The 16,485-nt window shown below is 67.7% G+C and carries 17 protein-coding genes and 1 riboswitch; of the genes, 4 read left to right on the top strand and 13 right to left on the bottom strand.

The genetic code is table 11. The features are described 5' to 3' along the window. Positions 1–27: 27 nt before the first annotated feature. Positions 28–954 carry a methionyl-tRNA formyltransferase gene (fmt, locus tag AC1Q7F_RS22865; RefSeq protein WP_492510858.1) on the bottom strand — a complete coding sequence of 309 codons (927 nt, stop codon included), beginning with the start codon at positions 952–954 and terminating at the stop codon, positions 28–30. A gap of 34 nt (positions 955–988) precedes the next feature. Next, positions 989–1,486, bottom strand: coding sequence for a peptide deformylase (gene def, locus AC1Q7F_RS22860; protein ID WP_492510857.1), 498 nt, complete (start codon positions 1,484–1,486; stop codon positions 989–991). Positions 1,487–1,657: 171 nt separating this feature from the next. Beyond that, positions 1,658–1,765: riboswitch (TPP riboswitch) on the top strand. On the opposite strand from def, the gene thiO reads away from it, so the two are divergent. The 3 genes from thiO (at position 1,758) to AC1Q7F_RS22845 (ending at position 3,890) form a co-directional block, all read left to right on the top strand. Continuing rightward, entirely contained in the window at positions 1,758–2,906 is a 1,149-nt protein-coding gene (gene thiO / locus AC1Q7F_RS22855; protein WP_492510856.1) for a glycine oxidase ThiO, read from the top strand. It overlaps the preceding riboswitch by 8 nt. An 11-nt stretch (positions 2,907–2,917) precedes the next feature. Beyond that, a complete protein-coding gene (thiS, locus tag AC1Q7F_RS22850; protein ID WP_492510855.1) occupies positions 2,918–3,118 on the top strand; it encodes a sulfur carrier protein ThiS in 201 nt (66 codons plus the stop codon). A 1-nt stretch (position 3,119) separates the two neighbouring features. After that, positions 3,120–3,890 carry a thiazole synthase gene (locus tag AC1Q7F_RS22845; RefSeq protein WP_492510854.1) on the top strand — a complete coding sequence of 257 codons (771 nt, stop codon included), beginning with the start codon at positions 3,120–3,122 and terminating at the stop codon, positions 3,888–3,890. Here the strand turns inward: AC1Q7F_RS22845 and AC1Q7F_RS22840 are convergent. Next, positions 3,887–4,879 (bottom strand): 2-dehydropantoate 2-reductase, encoded by a 993-nt coding sequence (locus tag AC1Q7F_RS22840; RefSeq protein ID WP_492510853.1) that lies wholly within the window; start codon positions 4,877–4,879, stop codon positions 3,887–3,889. The genes AC1Q7F_RS22845 and AC1Q7F_RS22840 overlap by 4 nt on opposite strands. 1 nt (position 4,880) lies before the next feature. Further along, positions 4,881–5,438, bottom strand: a complete 558-nt coding sequence (locus AC1Q7F_RS22835) for an Mpo1 family 2-hydroxy fatty acid dioxygenase (protein ID WP_492510852.1) — start codon at positions 5,436–5,438, stop codon at positions 4,881–4,883. A gap of 105 nt (positions 5,439–5,543) precedes the next feature. On the opposite strand from AC1Q7F_RS22835, the gene AC1Q7F_RS22830 reads away from it, so the two are divergent. Then, positions 5,544–6,185 (top strand): TetR family transcriptional regulator, encoded by a 642-nt coding sequence (locus AC1Q7F_RS22830; protein ID WP_492510851.1) that lies wholly within the window; start codon positions 5,544–5,546, stop codon positions 6,183–6,185. 4 nt (positions 6,186–6,189) lie between these two features. Here AC1Q7F_RS22830 and AC1Q7F_RS22825 read toward each other — a convergent pair whose 3' ends face one another. From AC1Q7F_RS22825 to AC1Q7F_RS22785, 9 genes are all read right to left on the bottom strand, one after another. Continuing rightward, positions 6,190–6,357, bottom strand: a complete 168-nt coding sequence (locus AC1Q7F_RS22825) for a hypothetical protein (protein ID WP_492510850.1) — start codon at positions 6,355–6,357, stop codon at positions 6,190–6,192. Then, positions 6,321–6,926, bottom strand: a complete 606-nt coding sequence (gene trhO, locus AC1Q7F_RS22820; protein ID WP_492510849.1) for an oxygen-dependent tRNA uridine(34) hydroxylase TrhO — start codon at positions 6,924–6,926, stop codon at positions 6,321–6,323. The genes AC1Q7F_RS22825 and trhO overlap by 37 nt, the downstream gene beginning before the upstream one ends. A gap of 86 nt (positions 6,927–7,012) precedes the next feature. Next, positions 7,013–7,411: a hypothetical protein gene (locus AC1Q7F_RS22815; protein WP_492510848.1), complete on the bottom strand. Its 399-nt coding sequence runs from the start codon at positions 7,409–7,411 to the stop codon at positions 7,013–7,015. Between the two features lie 14 nt (positions 7,412–7,425). Further along, the gene (locus tag AC1Q7F_RS22810; protein ID WP_492510847.1) at positions 7,426–10,659 is read right to left on the bottom strand and encodes an efflux RND transporter permease subunit; all 3,234 of its coding nucleotides are present in this window, start codon (positions 10,657–10,659) and stop codon (positions 7,426–7,428) included. 12 nt (positions 10,660–10,671) lie between these two features. Next, on the bottom strand, positions 10,672–11,898 hold the full coding sequence (locus AC1Q7F_RS22805) for an efflux RND transporter periplasmic adaptor subunit (protein WP_492510846.1): 1,227 nt from the start codon (positions 11,896–11,898) through the stop codon (positions 10,672–10,674). Next, complete coding sequence (locus tag AC1Q7F_RS22800; RefSeq protein ID WP_492510845.1) at positions 11,895–13,163, bottom strand: TolC family protein; 1,269 nt, start codon at positions 13,161–13,163, stop codon at positions 11,895–11,897. The genes AC1Q7F_RS22805 and AC1Q7F_RS22800 overlap by 4 nt, the downstream gene beginning before the upstream one ends. 65 nt (positions 13,164–13,228) lie before the next feature. Then, the gene (locus tag AC1Q7F_RS22795) at positions 13,229–13,501 is read right to left on the bottom strand and encodes a hypothetical protein (RefSeq protein WP_492510844.1); all 273 of its coding nucleotides are present in this window, start codon (positions 13,499–13,501) and stop codon (positions 13,229–13,231) included. A 136-nt stretch (positions 13,502–13,637) separates the two neighbouring features. Further along, positions 13,638–15,482, bottom strand: a complete 1,845-nt coding sequence (locus AC1Q7F_RS22790; RefSeq protein ID WP_492510843.1) for a DUF885 domain-containing protein — start codon at positions 15,480–15,482, stop codon at positions 13,638–13,640. Positions 15,483–15,567: 85 nt separating this feature from the next. Next, the gene (locus AC1Q7F_RS22785) at positions 15,568–16,449 is read right to left on the bottom strand and encodes a LysR substrate-binding domain-containing protein (RefSeq protein ID WP_492510842.1); all 882 of its coding nucleotides are present in this window, start codon (positions 16,447–16,449) and stop codon (positions 15,568–15,570) included. Positions 16,450–16,485: the final 36 nt, after the last annotated feature.

Below are 16,485 nucleotides of genomic sequence, written 5' to 3'. Positions count from 1 at the left end.
GATGACGATTAAAAAACCTGGACGGCTTCAACCGATCAGCTTTCCCCCGATCCCATGCGGATATCCGCGCAGGAAGGCACCGCCATCGACCGGTCCCTTGCCCGGCCGCTGCACGCGGATCAGGCGCAAGGCGCCCTCGCCGCAGGCCAGGGTGGGGGCCCCGTCCAGCAGGGTACCCGGCTCGCCCTTGCCCTCCACGGGCAGGGTTTCCAGCACCTTCAGCTTCTCGCCATTGGCCAGATCGATCCAGGTACCGGGCCAGGGGGTCAGGCCGCGCACCTGCCGGTCCAGGTCCGCCGCCGGGCGGAACAGGTCCAGCCGCCCCTCGTCCTTGGTCAGCTTGGCGGCATAGGTCACGCCCGCTTCCGGCTGCGGCACCGGCTTCAGCGAACCGTCCGCGATGCCGGGCAGTGCTTCCACCATCAGCCGCGCGCCCATGTCAGCCAGCGCATCATGCAGGTCGGCGGCATTCATGCGGGGTGTGATCGCCACCCTGTCCGTCAGCAGCATGGCGCCGGTATCCAGTCCGGCATCCATCTGCATGATGGTCACGCCGGTTTCGGCATCCCCGGCCAGGATCGACCGCTGGATTGGGGCCGCCCCCCGCCAGCGCGGCAGCAGGCTGGCATGCACGTTGACGCAGCCCAGACGCGGCGCATCCAGGATCGGCTGCGGCAGGATCAGGCCATAGGCCGCGACGATGGCGCAATCCAGGTCAAGGGCGGCAAACGCCTCCTGTTCCTCGGCCTTGCGCAGACTTTTGGGCGTGCGCACCGGAATGCCCAGGGCTTCGGCCCGGCGATGCACGGGGCCGGCCTGCAATTGCTGGCCGCGCCCGGCGGGCCGCGGCGGCTGGGAATAGACGGCGATCACCTCATGCCCGGCAGCGACAAGGGCATCCAGAATACCGACGGAGAAATCCGGCGTGCCCATGAAGGCGAGACGCAGCGGCATGGGGAACCTTCCGGGCTATGGGGAACGGGTGTGCTTACTTCTTCGCCTTGTTGTACTTGCGCAGGATCATGTTGCGCTTCAGCGACGACAGATGGTCGATGAACAGCACGCCGTTCAGATGGTCGATCTCATGCTGGATGCAGGTGGCCAGCAGCCCGTCGGCATCCATCTCCCGCACCTCACCCGCCCGGTCGACATAGCGCACGCGCACCATCTTGGGTCGCGTCACGTCGGCATAGATCTCCGGGATGGACAGGCACCCTTCCTGGGTCACCGCCAGTTCGTCCGATGTCCAGAGCAGCTCGGGGTTGACCATGGCCATGGCGTCGCTGCGGTTTTCCGACACATCCACCACGATCAGCCGTTCCAGCAACCCGATCTGCGGGGCGGCCAGACCGATGCCCGGCGCCTTGTACATGGTCTCCAGCATGTCATCCATCAGGCCCACCACGCGGCCATCGACATTGGTCAACGGCTTGCACTTGGTCTTCAGGCGGGTGTCGGGAATGGTCAGGATGGGCAGCAGCGACATGGGGAGTTCCGGGGCTCAGGAAGGCGAACGGGACACAAAGTCCCTCATAGGGCAGATATGCGCGCGAGCGGCCAATGGTCAAGCGCGATCCCGGCGGGGCGGAATTGCCGCGTTGCATCCCCTTGGGCCTCATCCCCTTGCAATCCGTCCATGACAGGCCCATGACATAGCGCATGGACCCTGGGGTGCCGCATGGCCTATCCGGTCGCGCGGCTGAGATCACACCCATAGAACCTGATCCGGGTCATGCCGGCGAAGGGAGAAGGCGGAAATGACGCTACATCGCACCACGGAAAAGCCGCGCGTCGCCATCATCGGCGGCGGCATCATCGGCATGTCCATCGGCTGGCGCCTGGCCCAGGCCGGGGCCCGGGTCGATATCTATGAGAAGGCCAAGGCCGGCCAAGCCGCCAGCCGCGCCGCCGCCGGCATGCTGGCCGCCGGCGTGGAGGCGGAGCCGGGCGAACAGCGCCTGCTGCCCTTGTGCCTGGAAAGCCAGGCCCGCTGGCCGGACTTCGCGCAGGAGCTGGCGGCGCTGACCGGCCTGCCCGTGGGCCTGCGGACCGAGGGGACGCTGGTGGTGGCCAGCACCCGCGATGAGGTGGAACTGCTGCGGTCGAACTATGAGTTCCAGCGCGGACTGGGCCTGGACCTTGTCTGGCTGACCGGCGCGCAGGCCAAGGAGCGGGAACCGTTCCTGAACCCGCGCACCGCCGCCGGCATCTACAGCGCCAAGGACGGGCAGGTGGATAACCGCCTGGCCAGCGCCGCGCTGCGCGTGGCCCTGGAACGGACCGGGGCCCGTCTGCATGAAGGTGTGGAGGCCACGGGCCTGGATGTGCAGGGCGGCCGCGTGCGGGGCGTGGTGCTGGGCGACCGGGTGGTGCCGGCCGATCAGGTGGTGATCGCCGCCGGCGCCTGGTCGCGCCTGGTGCCCGGTCAGGCCAGCCCGCCGCCGGTGCGGCCGGTGAAGGGCCAGATGATGTCGCTCGCCATGGACCCGGCCCATCCGCTGTTGACCCATGTCGTCTGGGCGCCCAAATGCTATCTGGTGCCCCGCGCCGACGGCACCCTGATCATCGGGGCGACGACGGAGGAGAAGGGGTTCGACGCCCAGATGACGGCCGGCGGGGTGCTGGCCCTGCTGGACGCCGCCTGGCGCGCCCTGCCGGGGGTGGAGGAACTGCCCATCCGCGAGATGTGGACGGGCCTGCGCCCCGGAAGCCGCGATGATGCGCCGATCCTGGGGGCAGCTCCCGGCCTGGATGGGCTGGTACTGGCCACCGGCCATCACCGCAACGGCATCCTGCTGGCCCCGATCACGGCGGATGCAATATCCGCCCTGGTCCTGACGGGCCGCACCGACCCGCATATCGCCCCGTTCGGGGCCGACCGTTTCAACGCCGCCCGCGCGGCGTGAAGGATGGAAACATGATCATGATCAATGGCCGCACCATCGTGCCCGACGATTACGCCCTGACCGCCGTGATGGCGGCGGACGGGATCGATGCGGGTGCGCGCGGCATCGCCGTGGCCGTCAATGACAGTGTCGTGCCGCGCGGCCGCTGGGCCGATACGGTGCTCTCCCCCGGCGACCGGGTGGAAATCGTCAAGGTTCTGCAAGGTGGTTGAGATGAAGGATCCACTGAAGATCGCCGGCCAAAGCTTCCGGTCGCGCCTGTTCCTGGGCAGCGCCGGTTATCCCAACCAGCAGGTGTTCCTGGACAGTCTGGACGCCTCGGGTGCTGAAATCCTGACCGTCTCCGTCCGGCGCGCCGACCTGACCGGCTATGGCGAGGGCTTGCTGGATCTGGTGGCAGGCCGAGTCTGGCTGCTACCCAACACCGCCGGCTGTTCCACGGTGAAGGATGCCGTGCTGACCGCGCAGCTGGCGCGCGAGGCGATGGACACCAACTGGATCAAGCTGGAACTGATCGGCGACCGCGAGACGCTGTATCCCGACGTGGAACAGTTGCTGCGCGCCGCGGACGAGCTGGTGCGTGACGGGTTCGTGGTCCTGCCCTATTGCACCGACGATCCCATCATCTGCCGCCGGCTGGCCGATATCGGCTGCGCCGCCGTCATGCCGCTGGGGGCACCGATCGGCACCGGCCTGGGCATCCTGAACCCTTACAATATCGAAACGATCTGCCGGAACAGCCTCGTTCCCGTCGTGCTGGATGCCGGTATCGGCACGGCCAGCGACGCGGCCCTGGCCATGGAGCTGGGCTGCGACGCGGTGCTGCTGAACACTGCCGTATCGAAAAGTATCGATCCCGTAATGATGGCCGCTGCCATGCGCGCCGGCGTGGAAGGCGGGCGCATGGCAAGGCTGGCGGGTCGCATCCCCAAGCGGTTGCGGGCCGAAGCGTCGAGTCCGGAACTGGGGCTGATCGGGACCTAAACCGCCCCTGCTGCCAACCCCGGCGATCCGGCCCCAGCCTGCTCCGCCGCCCGGATCAAATCCCGGACCCGGCGATTGACCGGCGCGTCCAGCTCGTGGCGTTCGGCCAGCTCGATCACCGCCCCCTGCAACCGGTCGATCTCCGTCGGCCGACGGCGCTCCAGATCCTCCCACATCGATGACCGGGCCAGCGGGTCGATGGACAGCATGCGCCGGGCCGCCAGCCGGAAAAGCGGGTCGGGCAGGCACAGCAGCCAGGGCAGCAGATGCGGCGCCAGGGCCGCCGATTTGGCCGGCTTGATCCCCGCCCGCTTCAACGCCCGCAACCCCTCCCATTGCTGCTGCGCCAGCAACAATCGCCAGGGCCGCGCCGCCAGCTGCTGGGCCAAAGGCAGGCCGGACAGGGCGTTCAGCGCGTTGTTCAAATTGATCAGCAGCTTGCCCCACAGCACCGCGTCCATGTCGGCACTTTCCGCCACGGGCAGGCCCGGCACGTCCAGTTCCGCACACACGCCCTTGTGACCAGCGGCGATCATGATCCGCCCGCCGGTGCCGCGGTGGAAGCGGCCGTCGGGCAGTTGCACGATGTTGAACGGCACCATACCGGCCAGCACACGGGCCCGCCCCAGCCGTTCCGCCAGGATGCCTGCATTGCCCACGCCGTTCTGCAGGCTGATGACCAGCGCGTCGGGCGGGGCATGGGTGGCGATCAGGTCGGCCATCCCGGCCGTATCGGCGCATTTCACCGTCACCAGGATCAGACCGGCATCCGCCATGGCGGCGGCGGGATCGGTATCCAGCCGCAGACCCGGCCGCGGCAGAACCGGACGGTCAAGCCCGTCCAGGTCGCTGACCCGCAACCCGCCGGCCGCGACCCGGTCCAGCAGCGATGCGCGACCCAACAGGGTGACGGGCCGCCCCGCCAGTGCCAGGCACCCGCCGGCATAGCAGCCGACGGAACCGGCCCCGGCGATCAGGATACGTCGCATCTTAACCCTGATGCGCCGGCAGGCTCAGGGCGCCGGCACCGCCGATGCCATCGGCCACCAGCCGTTCCACCTCGGCCTCCACTTCCCGGCGCAGGCCGACGGCGAAATAGCCTTCCGCCACCAGGAACAAGGGTGCCACGAAGATCTGCAACAGATTGGCGGTCAAAGCCGGCTTGTTGCCTTCGAACTTGTGGCCCAACAGCTGCACCGCCCAGCCACCGATGAAGGTGGACAGGCCGATGGTGGCCGCGATGGTCGGCGGCAGGGTCGATACATGATCGGCCAGCATCAGAAACGGCACCGACAGGGCCGCCAGCGTGCCGCCGATCATCGGGTCCAGATAGACGTAATAGGCGGCCAGCACCGCCATCAGGACCAGGGCCACACTGACCTGCATCCCGCCTAGCGGCACGGTCAGATATGAGAGGCCCAGCATCACCGCGAACACGATGGTCGGCACCCCGAAATAATGGGTCAGCCGGTTATGCGGATGCCGGTGATAGGCGGAATAGAAGGCCATGCTGCGCGCCAGCCGGCCGGGCTTGAACTCGTTTGCCATCCCATCCTCCCTTTTATGACGACGGTCAAAAACAGACCGATTGGTTTGTTTTTACATCGGGCCGGATTTTATGGCAATGATGAAAACGGGGAATGTTTCAGGTGCATGATGAGCGTGACGGAACAGGAAAAGCCGGCCCGGCGCAGCCAGTCGGTGCGGCGCGACGAGATGCGGCAACGGCTGGCCGCCGCCACCTTGGACGCGCTGGCCGATTATGGCCATGCCGGTGCATCGCTGTCGGTGATCCTGGAACGGGCTGGCGTGTCGCGCGGCGCCTGGGCCCACCATTTCGACACCAAGGCGGAAATGCTGGCCCTGGCGGCCGAAGGGCTGCTGCACAGTGCGGTGGAGGCCGCCCGCGCCCTGGCCCCGCCCACCCCGGACCCGTCGCTGCCCGCCGACGCCAGGCTGGCTGCGATGATCGAGGCGGCCTGGGCACGCTTCTATACCGGCCGCCACCGCGACCTGCTGTTCGAGGTGGCCTTGGCCGCCCGCACGGATGCAGAGCTGCGGGCCCGGCTGGCCCCCATCTTCTCGGGCTTTCTGGCGGCCACGGGCGGCAATTGGGGCGTGACCCTGCGCCCCGGTCCGGATGGGCTGGCGGAGATGGCCGACCTGATGGTGCTGACCATCTATATGCTGCGCGGCATGGCCATGCAGGAACTGGCCGCCGGCCCGACGCCGGGGCATGAGGGGCTGCGACGGCTGTGGGTGCGGATCCTGTCGGGCTGGCTGGACCGGGGATAGGCCGTCAGGGCGCGTCCGTCTTCACCGGCACCAGCCCATGGCCCAGTGCCACCCGTTCGTCAAAGACGAAGCAGCCGCCTTCCCATAGGCTGTCTTGCGGCCCGATCCGTTCCAGATAGTTCAGGATGCCGCCCTTCAGGTGGTAGACCTCCCCGAACCCCTGTTCCAGCATATAGGCCGTGGCCTTCTCGCAGCGGATACCGCCGGGCAGAACATGGCAACCTTGCGGTGCTTCGCCGGGTCCAGTTCACGCCGCACATAATCGGGGAACTGGCCGAAACTGTCCGTGCCGGGATCGACCGCGCCCTTGAAGGTGCCGTGCCCAACCTCGAAACTGTTGCGGGTATCGATAAGGATGGTATCGGGATCGCGGATCAGGGCGTTCCAGTCCTCCGGCTCCACATAGGTGCCGACGGCGCGCAGCGGATCGATGCCCGCCACACCCATGGTCACGATCTCCTTCTTCAGCCGCACCTTCAGCTTGCCGAAGGGGGGCTGGTCGGTGGTGGACCAGCAGGGCTGCAACGGTTCGGGCAGGCCGGCGATGCGGGCGATCTCCGCCACCACATGCCCCATCATGTCGGCGGGACCGGCGATGGTGCCATTCAGCCCCTCATCGGCCAGCAGCAGCGAACCGCAGACGCCATGGGCCGCCATCATGTCGAACAGCGGTTGACGCAGGTCGCGGAACTGCGGCAGCGGGTGGAAACGGTACAGGGCGGCGACGGCGATGACGGACATGGGGTGCGGCAGGCGGTTCTGAAAGGATGTGGGGCTTATACCAAGGCAAGGCGGAAGCGTCAGCCCCCACCTTGCCTGGCCCTCGCTCAGTGCGAATGACCGCCCAGCTCATACTTGGCCTGATCCGCCTTGCCATCCTTGGTGCGCAGGCTCAGCACGATATCGGCGCCGGCCGGTACCGCGCCGGCACCTTCCAGCCGGTCGCCCGCCGGCTTCAGGGTGATGGTGCCCACGCGGGCCGTGCCCTGGGTCAGCAGCAGGCTGCCCTGCACCCCCTCGGGCGGGATGGTCTTGGCGCCATGGTCGGACAGATAGACGGCAACGGTGCCGGTACCGATGACCAGTTCGGCCTCCAAACCTGCTACATCCTGGACAAGGCCGCCATGGGGTCCCTTGGCGGCGTGGCCATGGTCATGGTCCCCGGCCGCCATCGCGGCGGCGGGCATCAGGGCAATGAGGGCGGCGATCAGAAACGGCTTCAACATGGTTCTTCTCCTCTTCAATGGATGGTCGGGACGGGCATCGCTACCTCGTCCGCGTCGGCCGGCTGGATCGGGACGGCGAAGCGGCGATAAAGGGTGGGCAGCAGGATCAAGGTCAGCAGGGTGGCGGTGATCAGGCCGCCGATGACCACGGTGGCGATGGGCCGCTGCACCTCCGCCCCCACGCCGGTGGACAGCGCCATCGGCACGAAGCCCAGGCTGGCCACCAAAGCTGTCATCAGCACGGGACGCAGCCGGGTGAAGGCCCCTTCCCGCACCGCCTGGTCCAGCCCCATGCCCGACAGGCGCAACTGGCGGATATAGGACAGCATGACCAGCCCGTTCAGCACGGCGATGCCCGACAGGGCGATCATTCCCACCGCGGCGGAGATGGAGAACGGCATGCCCCGCAGGAATAGCGCCAGGATGCCGCCGGTCAGCGCCAGCGGCACGCCGCTGAACACCAGCATGGCGTCACGGCCAGAGCCCAAGGCACTGTAGAGCAGCAGGAAGATCAGCGCGAAGCAGGCCGGCACCACGATCGACAGCCGCTCACGCGCCGCGATCAGGTTTTCGAACTGCCCGCCCCAGGTGACCCAGTACCCGGCCGGCACCGGTACCTGGGCCGCCAGCCGTTCCTGCGCCTCGGTCACGAAGGACCCGATGTCACGGCCGCGGACATTGGCCTGCACCACGATGCGGCGCTTGCCATTCTCGCGGCTGATCTGGTTGGGTCCCTCGGTGAAGGTGATCGTTGCCACCTCTCCCAACGGCACCGTGCGGGCCTGCCCGGCCTCATCCGCCGGCAGCGGGATGGGCAGGGTGGCCAGGGCTTCGGGATCGTTGCGCAAGCTGTCGGGCAGGCGCACCAGGATGTCGAAGCGGCGGTCCCCCTGATAGACCAGCCCCGCGTCGCGTCCGCCCACGGCCACGGCCAGCACCTCCTGCACCTCGGCCACCGACAGGCCGAAGCGGGATGCCCGGTCGCGGTCCACCTCCACATTCATGAAGGAGGCGCCGGAAACCTGTTCGACGCGCACATCGGCCGACCCCGGCACCGCCTGGACGATGGCGGCGATCTGGTTGGCGGTGGTCAGCAACGTGTCGAAATCATCGCCGAACACCTTGATGGCCACATCGCCGCGCACGCCGGCCAGCAGTTCGTTGAAGCGCAGCTGGATGGGCTGGCTGACCTCATACACCTGGCCGGGCAACGCCCCCACGGCCGCTTCCAGCCTTGCCACAAGGTCGGCCTTGGACAGGCCGGGATCGGGCCATTCGTCGCGCGGCTTCAGCATGACAAACATGTGGGAGATGCCGGGCGGCATCACGTCCGTGCCGATCTCCGCCGTGCCGGTCTTGGAAAAGGCGAAGGCCACTTCCGGGAATGCGGCGACGGTCTTTTCGATCTCCAGCTGCTGTGCCGTGCCCTGGGCCAGGCTGGTGCTGGGGATGCGGAAGGCGTTCAGCGCCACATCACCTTCATCCAGCTGCGGGATGAATTCCTGGCCCAGCTGCGTGAACAGCAGCAGCGACAGGGCGAACAGGGCACCGGCGATGCCGGCCGCCCGGACAGGTGCCGCCAGCGCCTTTTCCAGCAGCGGACGATACCAGATGCCGGCCCGGCGGATGATGGCGTTCTCCTTCTCCTCCACCTTGCCCGACACGAAGAGGGCAATCAGGGCGGGGACAAGGGTTAAAGACAGGATGAAGGCCGCGACCAGGGCGATGATGACGGTCAGGGCCATCGGCTCGAACATCTTGCCTTCCACACCGGTGAAGGTCAGCAGCGGCAGATAGACGGTGATGATGATGGCCTGGCCATAGACCGAGGGCTGGATCATCTCCTTTGATGCGCCCATCACCTCCGCCAGCCGTTCCTTCAGCGTCAGGACGCGGCCCAGATGGTGTTGACGCTCCCCCAGCCGGCGCAGGCAGTTTTCCGCGATGATCACGGCCCCGTCGACGATCAGGCCGAAATCAAGCGCGCCTAAGCTCATCAGGTTGGCGCTGACCCCGGCCTCCAGCATGCCTGCCGCCGTCATCAGCATGGTGACGGGGATGACCAGGGCGGTGATCAGGGCCGCGCGGATATTGCCCAGCAACAGGAACAGCACCGCGATGACCAGCAGGGCACCTTCGGTCAGGTTCTTGGCCACCGTCCTGATGGTGGCCCCCACCAGATCGGTGCGGTCCAGCACCGTCTTGGCGATGATGTCGGCGGGCAGGGAACGGCGGATATCCTGCAGCTTGGTGTCCACGGCGTTGGCCACGGTGCGGCTGTTCTGCCCGATCAGCATCAGGGCCGTGCCGACCACCACCTCGCGCCCGTTCTCGCTGGCGGAACCGGTGCGCAGTTCCTGGCCCGTCTGCACCGTCGCCACATCGGACAGGCGCACGGGCACGCCGCGACGGGTGGCCACCACCACGCCCGCGATCTGCTCGGGCGTGGAGATGCGCCCGTCCGACCGCACGATGAACAACTCGCCATTGCGCTCCAACTGGCCGGCACCCAGGCTCTGGTTGGCGCGTTCCAGCGCCTGGGACAGGTCGGCGAAGGTCAGGCCGAAACTGACCAGCCGCACCGGGTCAGGCAGCACGTGATACTGGCGGACATGACCGCCGATCGTGTCGATGCCGGCCACGCCGGTGACACCCTTCATCTGCGGCGCCACGATCCAGTCCTGGACCGTGCGCAGATAGGTTGCCCGCTCCACCTCGCTGGCCAGGATCTCCCCCTCCGGCGTGCGGTAGGAGCCGTCGGGCTGCCAACCCGTCTGGCCGGCCCTGGCCCTGGCGGGATCGAAGGGACCATACTCCACGGTCCACATATAGACCTCCCCCAGGCCGGTGGAGATCGGGCCCATGGTGGGCGACAGGCCGGGGGGCAAGCCTTCCCGCGCCTCGTTCAGCCGTTCGCCGACCTGCTGGCGGGCGAAATAGATGTCCACCTTCTCACCGAAGATGGCCGTCACCTGCGACAGGCCGTTGACGGAGATGGAGCGGGTACTTTCCAGCCCGGCGATGCCGGCCAACGCGGTCTCCACCGGATATGTCACCTGCTGTTCGATCTCGAACGGCGACAGGGCGGGGGCCAGGGTGGTGATCTGGATCTGGTTGTTGGTGATGTCGGGAACGGCGTCGATGGGCAGCTGCAGCAGCGACCGCGCCCCGAATATCGAGGCGACGGCCACCAGCAGCACCACGAGCACGCGGCGCCGGATGGCGAAAGACAGGATGGGTTCGATCATCATCCCCTCCCGTCAATGCGCATGGCTGTGGGCGGCTTGCCCACGCGACGCCTCGGCCTTCAATAGAAAGGTATTGCCCGCCGCCACCTGCTCGCCCGCGAACAGGCCGAAGATGATCTCGGCATGGCGGCTGTTGCGCCGCCCGACCTCCACCACCCGCGGCTCGAACCCCTCATCATTGCGCACGAAGACCATTGTTTCGCCGTTCAGCACCTGCAGCGCGCTGGCCGGAACGGCGATGTCCGCCATCTCCCCGCCCGCCTGGATCGTGCCCGACCCGAAATCGCCCGGCCGCCATTGACCATCCCTGTTGTCCAGGGAGGCAACCACACGGCCGGCCCCGGTCTGCGGGTCCAACGTGGCGCCGGCGGCCACCACCTTGCCGTCTGCCGCGCGCCCGCCCTGCCCCGTCAGGCTGACGGGCTGGCCTTCCCGCACCAGGGGCAGGTCGGCGGCATAGACAGGCAGTTCCACCCAGACGCTGGACAGATCGGCCACGGAGAACACTTCCTTCTCCGCCGCCAGCAGCTCACCGCGCACCGCCTCGCGCCCGATGACGCGGCCGGCGATGGGGGATCGGACCTCCAGCCGGCCCAGGCTGAAGGGCTGCCTGTCCAGATTTTTGATCTCGGAAGAGGACAGGCCCAGCGCCGTCAGGCGTTGACGTGCCGCGGCCAGGGTGATGGCGGCCGTTTCAGCGGCGGCGCGGGCGGTCAGGTAATCCTGCTCCGCCGATACTTTCTTGCGCCACAATCCCTCCTCCCGCGACAGGGTGGTGGCGGCCAGGCTTTCCTGGCGCAGGGCCGAGAGATAGTCGGCCTTGGCCTCGGCCAGATCGCGGCTGTCCAGCACCAGCAGTACGTCGCCGGGGGCGACCGGCTCGCCCAGGCGCTTATGCACCTCCGTCACGATGCCCGACACGCGCAGGGTGACATGCACCATCCTGTCGGCATCGGCCACCACCGTGCCCATGACGCGGATGTCACGGGACACGGGCGCCGGCCCGGCCGCCACCAGGGTGATCTTTGACCGGGTGATGGTGGCCGCGTCCATATGGATGGCGCCACCTTCCTCCCCATGCTCGTCATGGCCTTCGCCCTCACCATGGTCATGGCCGTCGGCGGATTTGGTTGCGGCTTGCTTGTCCGTGGACGTGAATGCGGAGATGGCGTAACCGCCGGCCAGCAGCAGGGCCAGGGCCGACACGCCGATGATCAGCGTCTTCTTGGAAATATTCATCGGGTCACCTCGATGCCCTGGGCGGTCAGCCGGTCAAGTTCGGCCCGCGCGTCATGGAAGCCCTGAAAGGCGTTGATCAGGTCGGTGCGAGCGCCAACCAGGGTGCGCTGCGCCTCCAGCACCTCCAGATAGGAGAACTTGCCCTGTCGATAGCCCTCATCGGCCAGGGCAAACGCCTGTTCCGCCGTGGGGATGATGCTGCCCTGCAGGCTGGCGGCCGTGTCGCGGGCCGCGGCCAGGTTGAAGCGGGCGGCGGTCAGCCGGCGGTCAAGGTCGATACGCTCGGCGGCCAGATCGGCCTCCGCCGCCACCAGTTCGGCCCGCGCCTTGGCGATGCCGCCCCGGTTGGTGTCGAAGATGGGAATGGGAACAGAGACCCCCACCAGGAAGGCATTCTCCCCATCCTCCCTGAACTGCCGGAAGCCGGCGGACAGGGTCAGGTCGGGCACGGTCTTCGCCTGTTCCACCGACAGTTCCGCCCGGCCGCGCGCCGCTTCGGCCTGCAACCGGCGCAGGTCGGGCGCCTCGCCCGCCATCTGCGGCTCCACCTGATCGATGCGGCTGAACCAGCCCTCATCCAGGCGCAGGGCCGCCGGGTCCAGCCCGGTCAGCCCGGCCAGCACCTGTCTGGCCGCCATCTGGCGACGGCCGGCCTTGTCGACCTCCAGCTGTGCCTGCCGGCGGGCGATGTCGGCGCGGCTGGCCTGGATGGGGGCCTCCCGCCCCGCCTCCACCCGGGCCTTGATGGCGTCTTCCACCGCAACGGCCAGACGCAGCCCGTCACGGGCCAGTTCCCCCTGCCGGGCTGCGGCCACCGCCTCGCTGAAAGCCAGGCGCACGTCGCGGGTCAGGTCCAGCCGCGCCAGATCCAGGTCGGCCGCCGCCACGTCACGGGCGGCACGGGCCGCATCGGTCCGGCGACCGCGCTTGGCCCCCAGTTCCACCGTCTGTGACAGGCTGTAGGTCCGTTCCGATGATCGGAAATCCTTGTAAGGACCGGAGCCGGAAAAATTCTCCAGCTCGAACCCGACCTCCGGATTGGGGCTGGTGTCGGCCTGATCGACGGCGCCGCCGGCCGCGTCCAGCCGGGCGCGTGCCGCCAGACCGCGCGGGGCAGATTCCAGCGCGCGGGCGATGGCCAGCTCCGGTGTCAGCAGGGCAGTGGTTTCAAGAAGGGTGGAGACGGCGGCGGGCGCTGTTTGCGCCCATGCCGCCGGGGCCCCGGCGATGGATATCGCCAGGGCGACCGCATAAGGCAGCCGCATGGATACTCCGCGAATGACGAACGAATCTCAGGCGCCGAAAGGCACCGGTGACGGGGATCGGTTCGTCAGGCGCGCGGGGGTTCGTCGGGCAGCGTGGGATCGGCACTGTCGGGCAGCAGCGGGGCCGCGGCCGGATAGGTGGTCACGCTCCATTCCACAGGTTCCACCACCCGCGCCGCACGGACATGGTCGGCCACATGGATGTGGCTGCATTCATGGTGGCAATCGGTAGAGAAGCTGCCGGCGGGCGCATGGCCCACCGCAGCCTGACTATGCTCGTGTCCCGGAGCGGCATGGCTGTGCGACAGGTCCCGGGCGTGGAGCCCAGGGACGTTCATCAGGAACGCCGCAAGCAGCAGAAGGGTGGCCAGGAAGCGCATGGGGGGTAAGGTAGGCGTCGCGGGCCACAGGCACAAGGGCCCATGACCCGCGATTATCGATGTCCAAACCGTCCTTATGGTCGCAGGCGGCAGGTCATGCCGTCAGCCGCGCCTCCACCAGCGCACCGAGCCGCGACAGCGGCACATTGCCCGTCATCACCAGGGCGTCGTTGAACTTCTTGAAATCGTACCCGGCCCCCAGCCTGGCCTTCAGATCGTCACGCACGCGGTTGATCTGGGAATGGCCGATCTTATAGGCGCAGGCCTGGCCGGGCCAGGAGCAATAGCGATCCACTTCGCCCGCCACCTGCACGGCGGTGGAGCCGTTATTGGTGACGAACCAGTCGATGGCCTGCTGACGTGTCCAGCGCTTGGCATGGATGCCGGTATCCACGACCAGCCGGCAGGCGCGGAACGCCATGGATTGCAGATAGCCCAGCTGGCCCACCGGGTCCTCCTTGTACACGCCCAGCTCATCCGCCAGCTGTTCGGCATAAAGCGCCCAGCCCTCGGTATAGGCGCTGTAGGCCAGCAGGGTGCGGATCAGCGGCAGTTTGTAGCTATATTCCCCCTGCCAGATATGGCCGGGAATGCCCTCGTGATAGCTCAGCGTCGGCAGGGCGTGGCGCGGCCACATGCTGGTGTCGCGCAGGTTGATGTAATAGGAGCCGGGCTGCGTGCCATCCATCGACCCGGCACTGGCATAGCCGCCGGGGGCCCCGGCTTCGATGCTGACCGGCACGCGCTTGACCACCAGTTTGCCGGGCACCAGATTGTTGAAGGCCTGGGGCATGCGGGCGCGGATATCGTCCACGCGGCCGTTGATATAGGAAAGCAGCTCCGCCCGCCCCTTGTCGTCATTCGACCAGAGGTACCGGGGATCCTTGCCCAGCGCCGCCATGCGTTCCCCCACGCTGCCCTGGGTCAGGCCCTGGGCGCGCAGCAGCGGGTCCATGCGCCCCTGCAATTCCTTCAGCTGCGCCAGCCCCATGGCATGCACCTCATCCGGTGACAGGCTGGTGGTGGTGGCGGCACTCAACGACCATGCATAGTAATCACTGCCCTGCGGCAGGGCCCAGACGCCGGCATCGCTGCGCGCCCCCTTGCGCTGCGCCTCGAACACCGCCAATTGCCGCTTCAGCGCCGGCAGCACCTTGTCGGTGGCGATGCGCGCGGCATCGGCACCGCCGGCATGGCCGACCGCCTTGGCCCCCGCCTTGAAATGCTTGACGATCTCCCATTCGGCCACGGGAATGGCGAGCGCGCGGGTCATCTGGCCGATGGCCTTGTCCAGCAGGAAGTCGGGCAGCGAATAGCCCTGGCCACCGTCGGCCCGCAGCCGCTCCGTCTCCGCATCCAAGGCCGTGCCATAGGCGGTCAGGCGCGACAGGTAGCTGTCGGCATCCGCCTTGGCCTCGATCTTGTGCTGGCTGGTCAGGAAGTCGGGCACCTCCACGAAGGCGCCCAGGTTCTGGGCCACGGCGTAGGGGCTGTTGCGGTAGGAATAGCTCTGGTTCAGCATGGCCATGTCGCCGAAGCGGAAGCCATGGCCGGCGACCGACAGTTCCAAGGACGCCTGCGCCACTTCCAGATTGGCCTGCATTTCCGATGACAGGCCGGTGCGGTCCAGCGCCTTCACCGCCGCCAGCTGCTGCTTCACCACACCGCGCTGCGCCTCGATCCCCGCCAGCGACCGGTCGCCCAGTGCGGCGCGCAGGCCCGCATGGCGATCCTTGTCGATACCCAGTTGGGTGGCATTCTCCGGATACCAAGCCAGCAGCGTGTCGCTGAGTTTGTCCAGGAAAGCCTGGGCCTGGGCGCCGGCATCGCCGGTGGCGGCACCGCTTCCGGGCACCAGCCCCAGCATGGCCAGCGACGCGGTGCCGGCTAGCAACTGGCGGCGATTCATGGAAGAAAGATGCGCGATCTTGTTGTTCATGCTTGCTGCCTTCACCTGGGTCCGAACGGAAGGGCCGGCATTATGCGATGGTGACGCCCCCTTTCGTCCAGCGTGAAGCGTCCCCTCAGCCAAACGATATCCGGCAATGGGCCATGAAGGCCTGCGCAGCCTTGGGCAGGGGCACATTCTCCGCCGTCATGAAGGCATAGTCGTGCGGGATGCGCGGACGGAAGCGGCGGATGGCCACCCCATGGCCGACATAGGAGGTGGCCATCAGCTCGTTCACGATGGCGATGCCGATGCCCAGGCTGGCGAAGATGCAGGCCGATCCGATCGTGTGGGTTTCCAGCCGCACCTCCGGATAGACATTCGCCCGCTGGAACGCCTCTTCCACCAGCACGCGGGAATAGCGGCCTTTGCCGGTCAGCACCAGCGGCTGGCCCTTCAGATCCTGGGGCCGGATGGTCTCCAGCGCCGTCAGCGCATGACCCTGCGGCAGGACGCAGACCGTCTCCGTGGTGATGAACTTCTCGTATTTCAGGCCCGGATGCACGCCGGGCGGATAGAAACCCAGGTCGAAGGACCGGCCCACCACCAGCTCGCGCGCCGTGTCCAGGTCGCGCGGGTCGATGGTCACCCGCACTTCCGGGTAAAGGTTCATGAAGCTGGCGATGGCACGCGCCAGCGGCCCTTCCACCAGGCTGGGCGGGGCCACGATGCGCAGCTCCCCGATGCGGAAGGCGGAGATGTTCTCCGCCATCTGCGTCACGCGGCCCAGCCCGTTGAGCGCATTGTCCACCGCCTCGAACAGGATCGCCGCTTCCGGCGTGGGGATCAGGCGGCCGTTTTCGCGGTGGAAGATGTCGAACCCCACCTGTTCCTCGCATTGCGCCAGCAGGCGGCTGATGGCCGGCTGGCTGATGCCCAGCTTACGGGCGGCGGCCGTGGCCGACCCGGTGCGCATGGTCTCGCGGAAGGCCTCCAGATTACGGATATTCACCTTCATCGGCCCACCCTCCGCCATCGATATTCTGAGGAAACC

This window comes from Niveispirillum sp. GW835-FHT14G11, from assembly GCF_058793615.1.
This window is presented reverse-complemented; position numbering and strand designations above follow the sequence as displayed.

Excerpts from the sequence above, each read along its gene's own strand:
- AC1Q7F_RS22805 (WP_492510846.1), bottom strand. The coding sequence starts at position 11,898 with ATGAATATTTCCAAGAAGACGCTGATCATCGGCGTGTCGGCCCTGGCC.
- AC1Q7F_RS22790 (WP_492510843.1), bottom strand. The coding sequence starts at position 15,482 with ATGAACAACAAGATCGCGCATCTTTCTTCCATGAATCGCCGCCAGTTG.
- fmt (WP_492510858.1), bottom strand. The coding sequence starts at position 954 with ATGCCGCTGCGTCTCGCCTTCATGGGCACGCCGGATTTCTCCGTCGGT.
- AC1Q7F_RS22840 (WP_492510853.1), bottom strand. The coding sequence starts at position 4,879 with ATGCGACGTATCCTGATCGCCGGGGCCGGTTCCGTCGGCTGCTATGCC.
- thiO (WP_492510856.1), top strand. The coding sequence starts at position 1,758 with ATGACGCTACATCGCACCACGGAAAAGCCGCGCGTCGCCATCATCGGC.
- AC1Q7F_RS22815 (WP_492510848.1), bottom strand. The coding sequence starts at position 7,411 with ATGTTGAAGCCGTTTCTGATCGCCGCCCTCATTGCCCTGATGCCCGCC.
- AC1Q7F_RS22830 (WP_492510851.1), top strand. The coding sequence starts at position 5,544 with ATGATGAGCGTGACGGAACAGGAAAAGCCGGCCCGGCGCAGCCAGTCG.
- def (WP_492510857.1), bottom strand. The coding sequence starts at position 1,486 with ATGTCGCTGCTGCCCATCCTGACCATTCCCGACACCCGCCTGAAGACC.
- AC1Q7F_RS22800 (WP_492510845.1), bottom strand. The coding sequence starts at position 13,163 with ATGCGGCTGCCTTATGCGGTCGCCCTGGCGATATCCATCGCCGGGGCC.
- trhO (WP_492510849.1), bottom strand. The coding sequence starts at position 6,926 with ATGTCCGTCATCGCCGTCGCCGCCCTGTACCGTTTCCACCCGCTGCCG.
- AC1Q7F_RS22795 (WP_492510844.1), bottom strand. The coding sequence starts at position 13,501 with ATGAACGTCCCTGGGCTCCACGCCCGGGACCTGTCGCACAGCCATGCC.
- AC1Q7F_RS22810 (WP_492510847.1), bottom strand. The coding sequence starts at position 10,659 with ATGATCGAACCCATCCTGTCTTTCGCCATCCGGCGCCGCGTGCTCGTG.
- AC1Q7F_RS22785 (WP_492510842.1), bottom strand. The coding sequence starts at position 16,449 with ATGAAGGTGAATATCCGTAATCTGGAGGCCTTCCGCGAGACCATGCGC.
- thiS (WP_492510855.1), top strand. The coding sequence starts at position 2,918 with ATGATCATGATCAATGGCCGCACCATCGTGCCCGACGATTACGCCCTG.
- AC1Q7F_RS22835 (WP_492510852.1), bottom strand. The coding sequence starts at position 5,438 with ATGGCAAACGAGTTCAAGCCCGGCCGGCTGGCGCGCAGCATGGCCTTC.
- AC1Q7F_RS22845 (WP_492510854.1), top strand. The coding sequence starts at position 3,120 with ATGAAGGATCCACTGAAGATCGCCGGCCAAAGCTTCCGGTCGCGCCTG.
- AC1Q7F_RS22825 (WP_492510850.1), bottom strand. The coding sequence starts at position 6,357 with ATGCTGGAACAGGGGTTCGGGGAGGTCTACCACCTGAAGGGCGGCATC.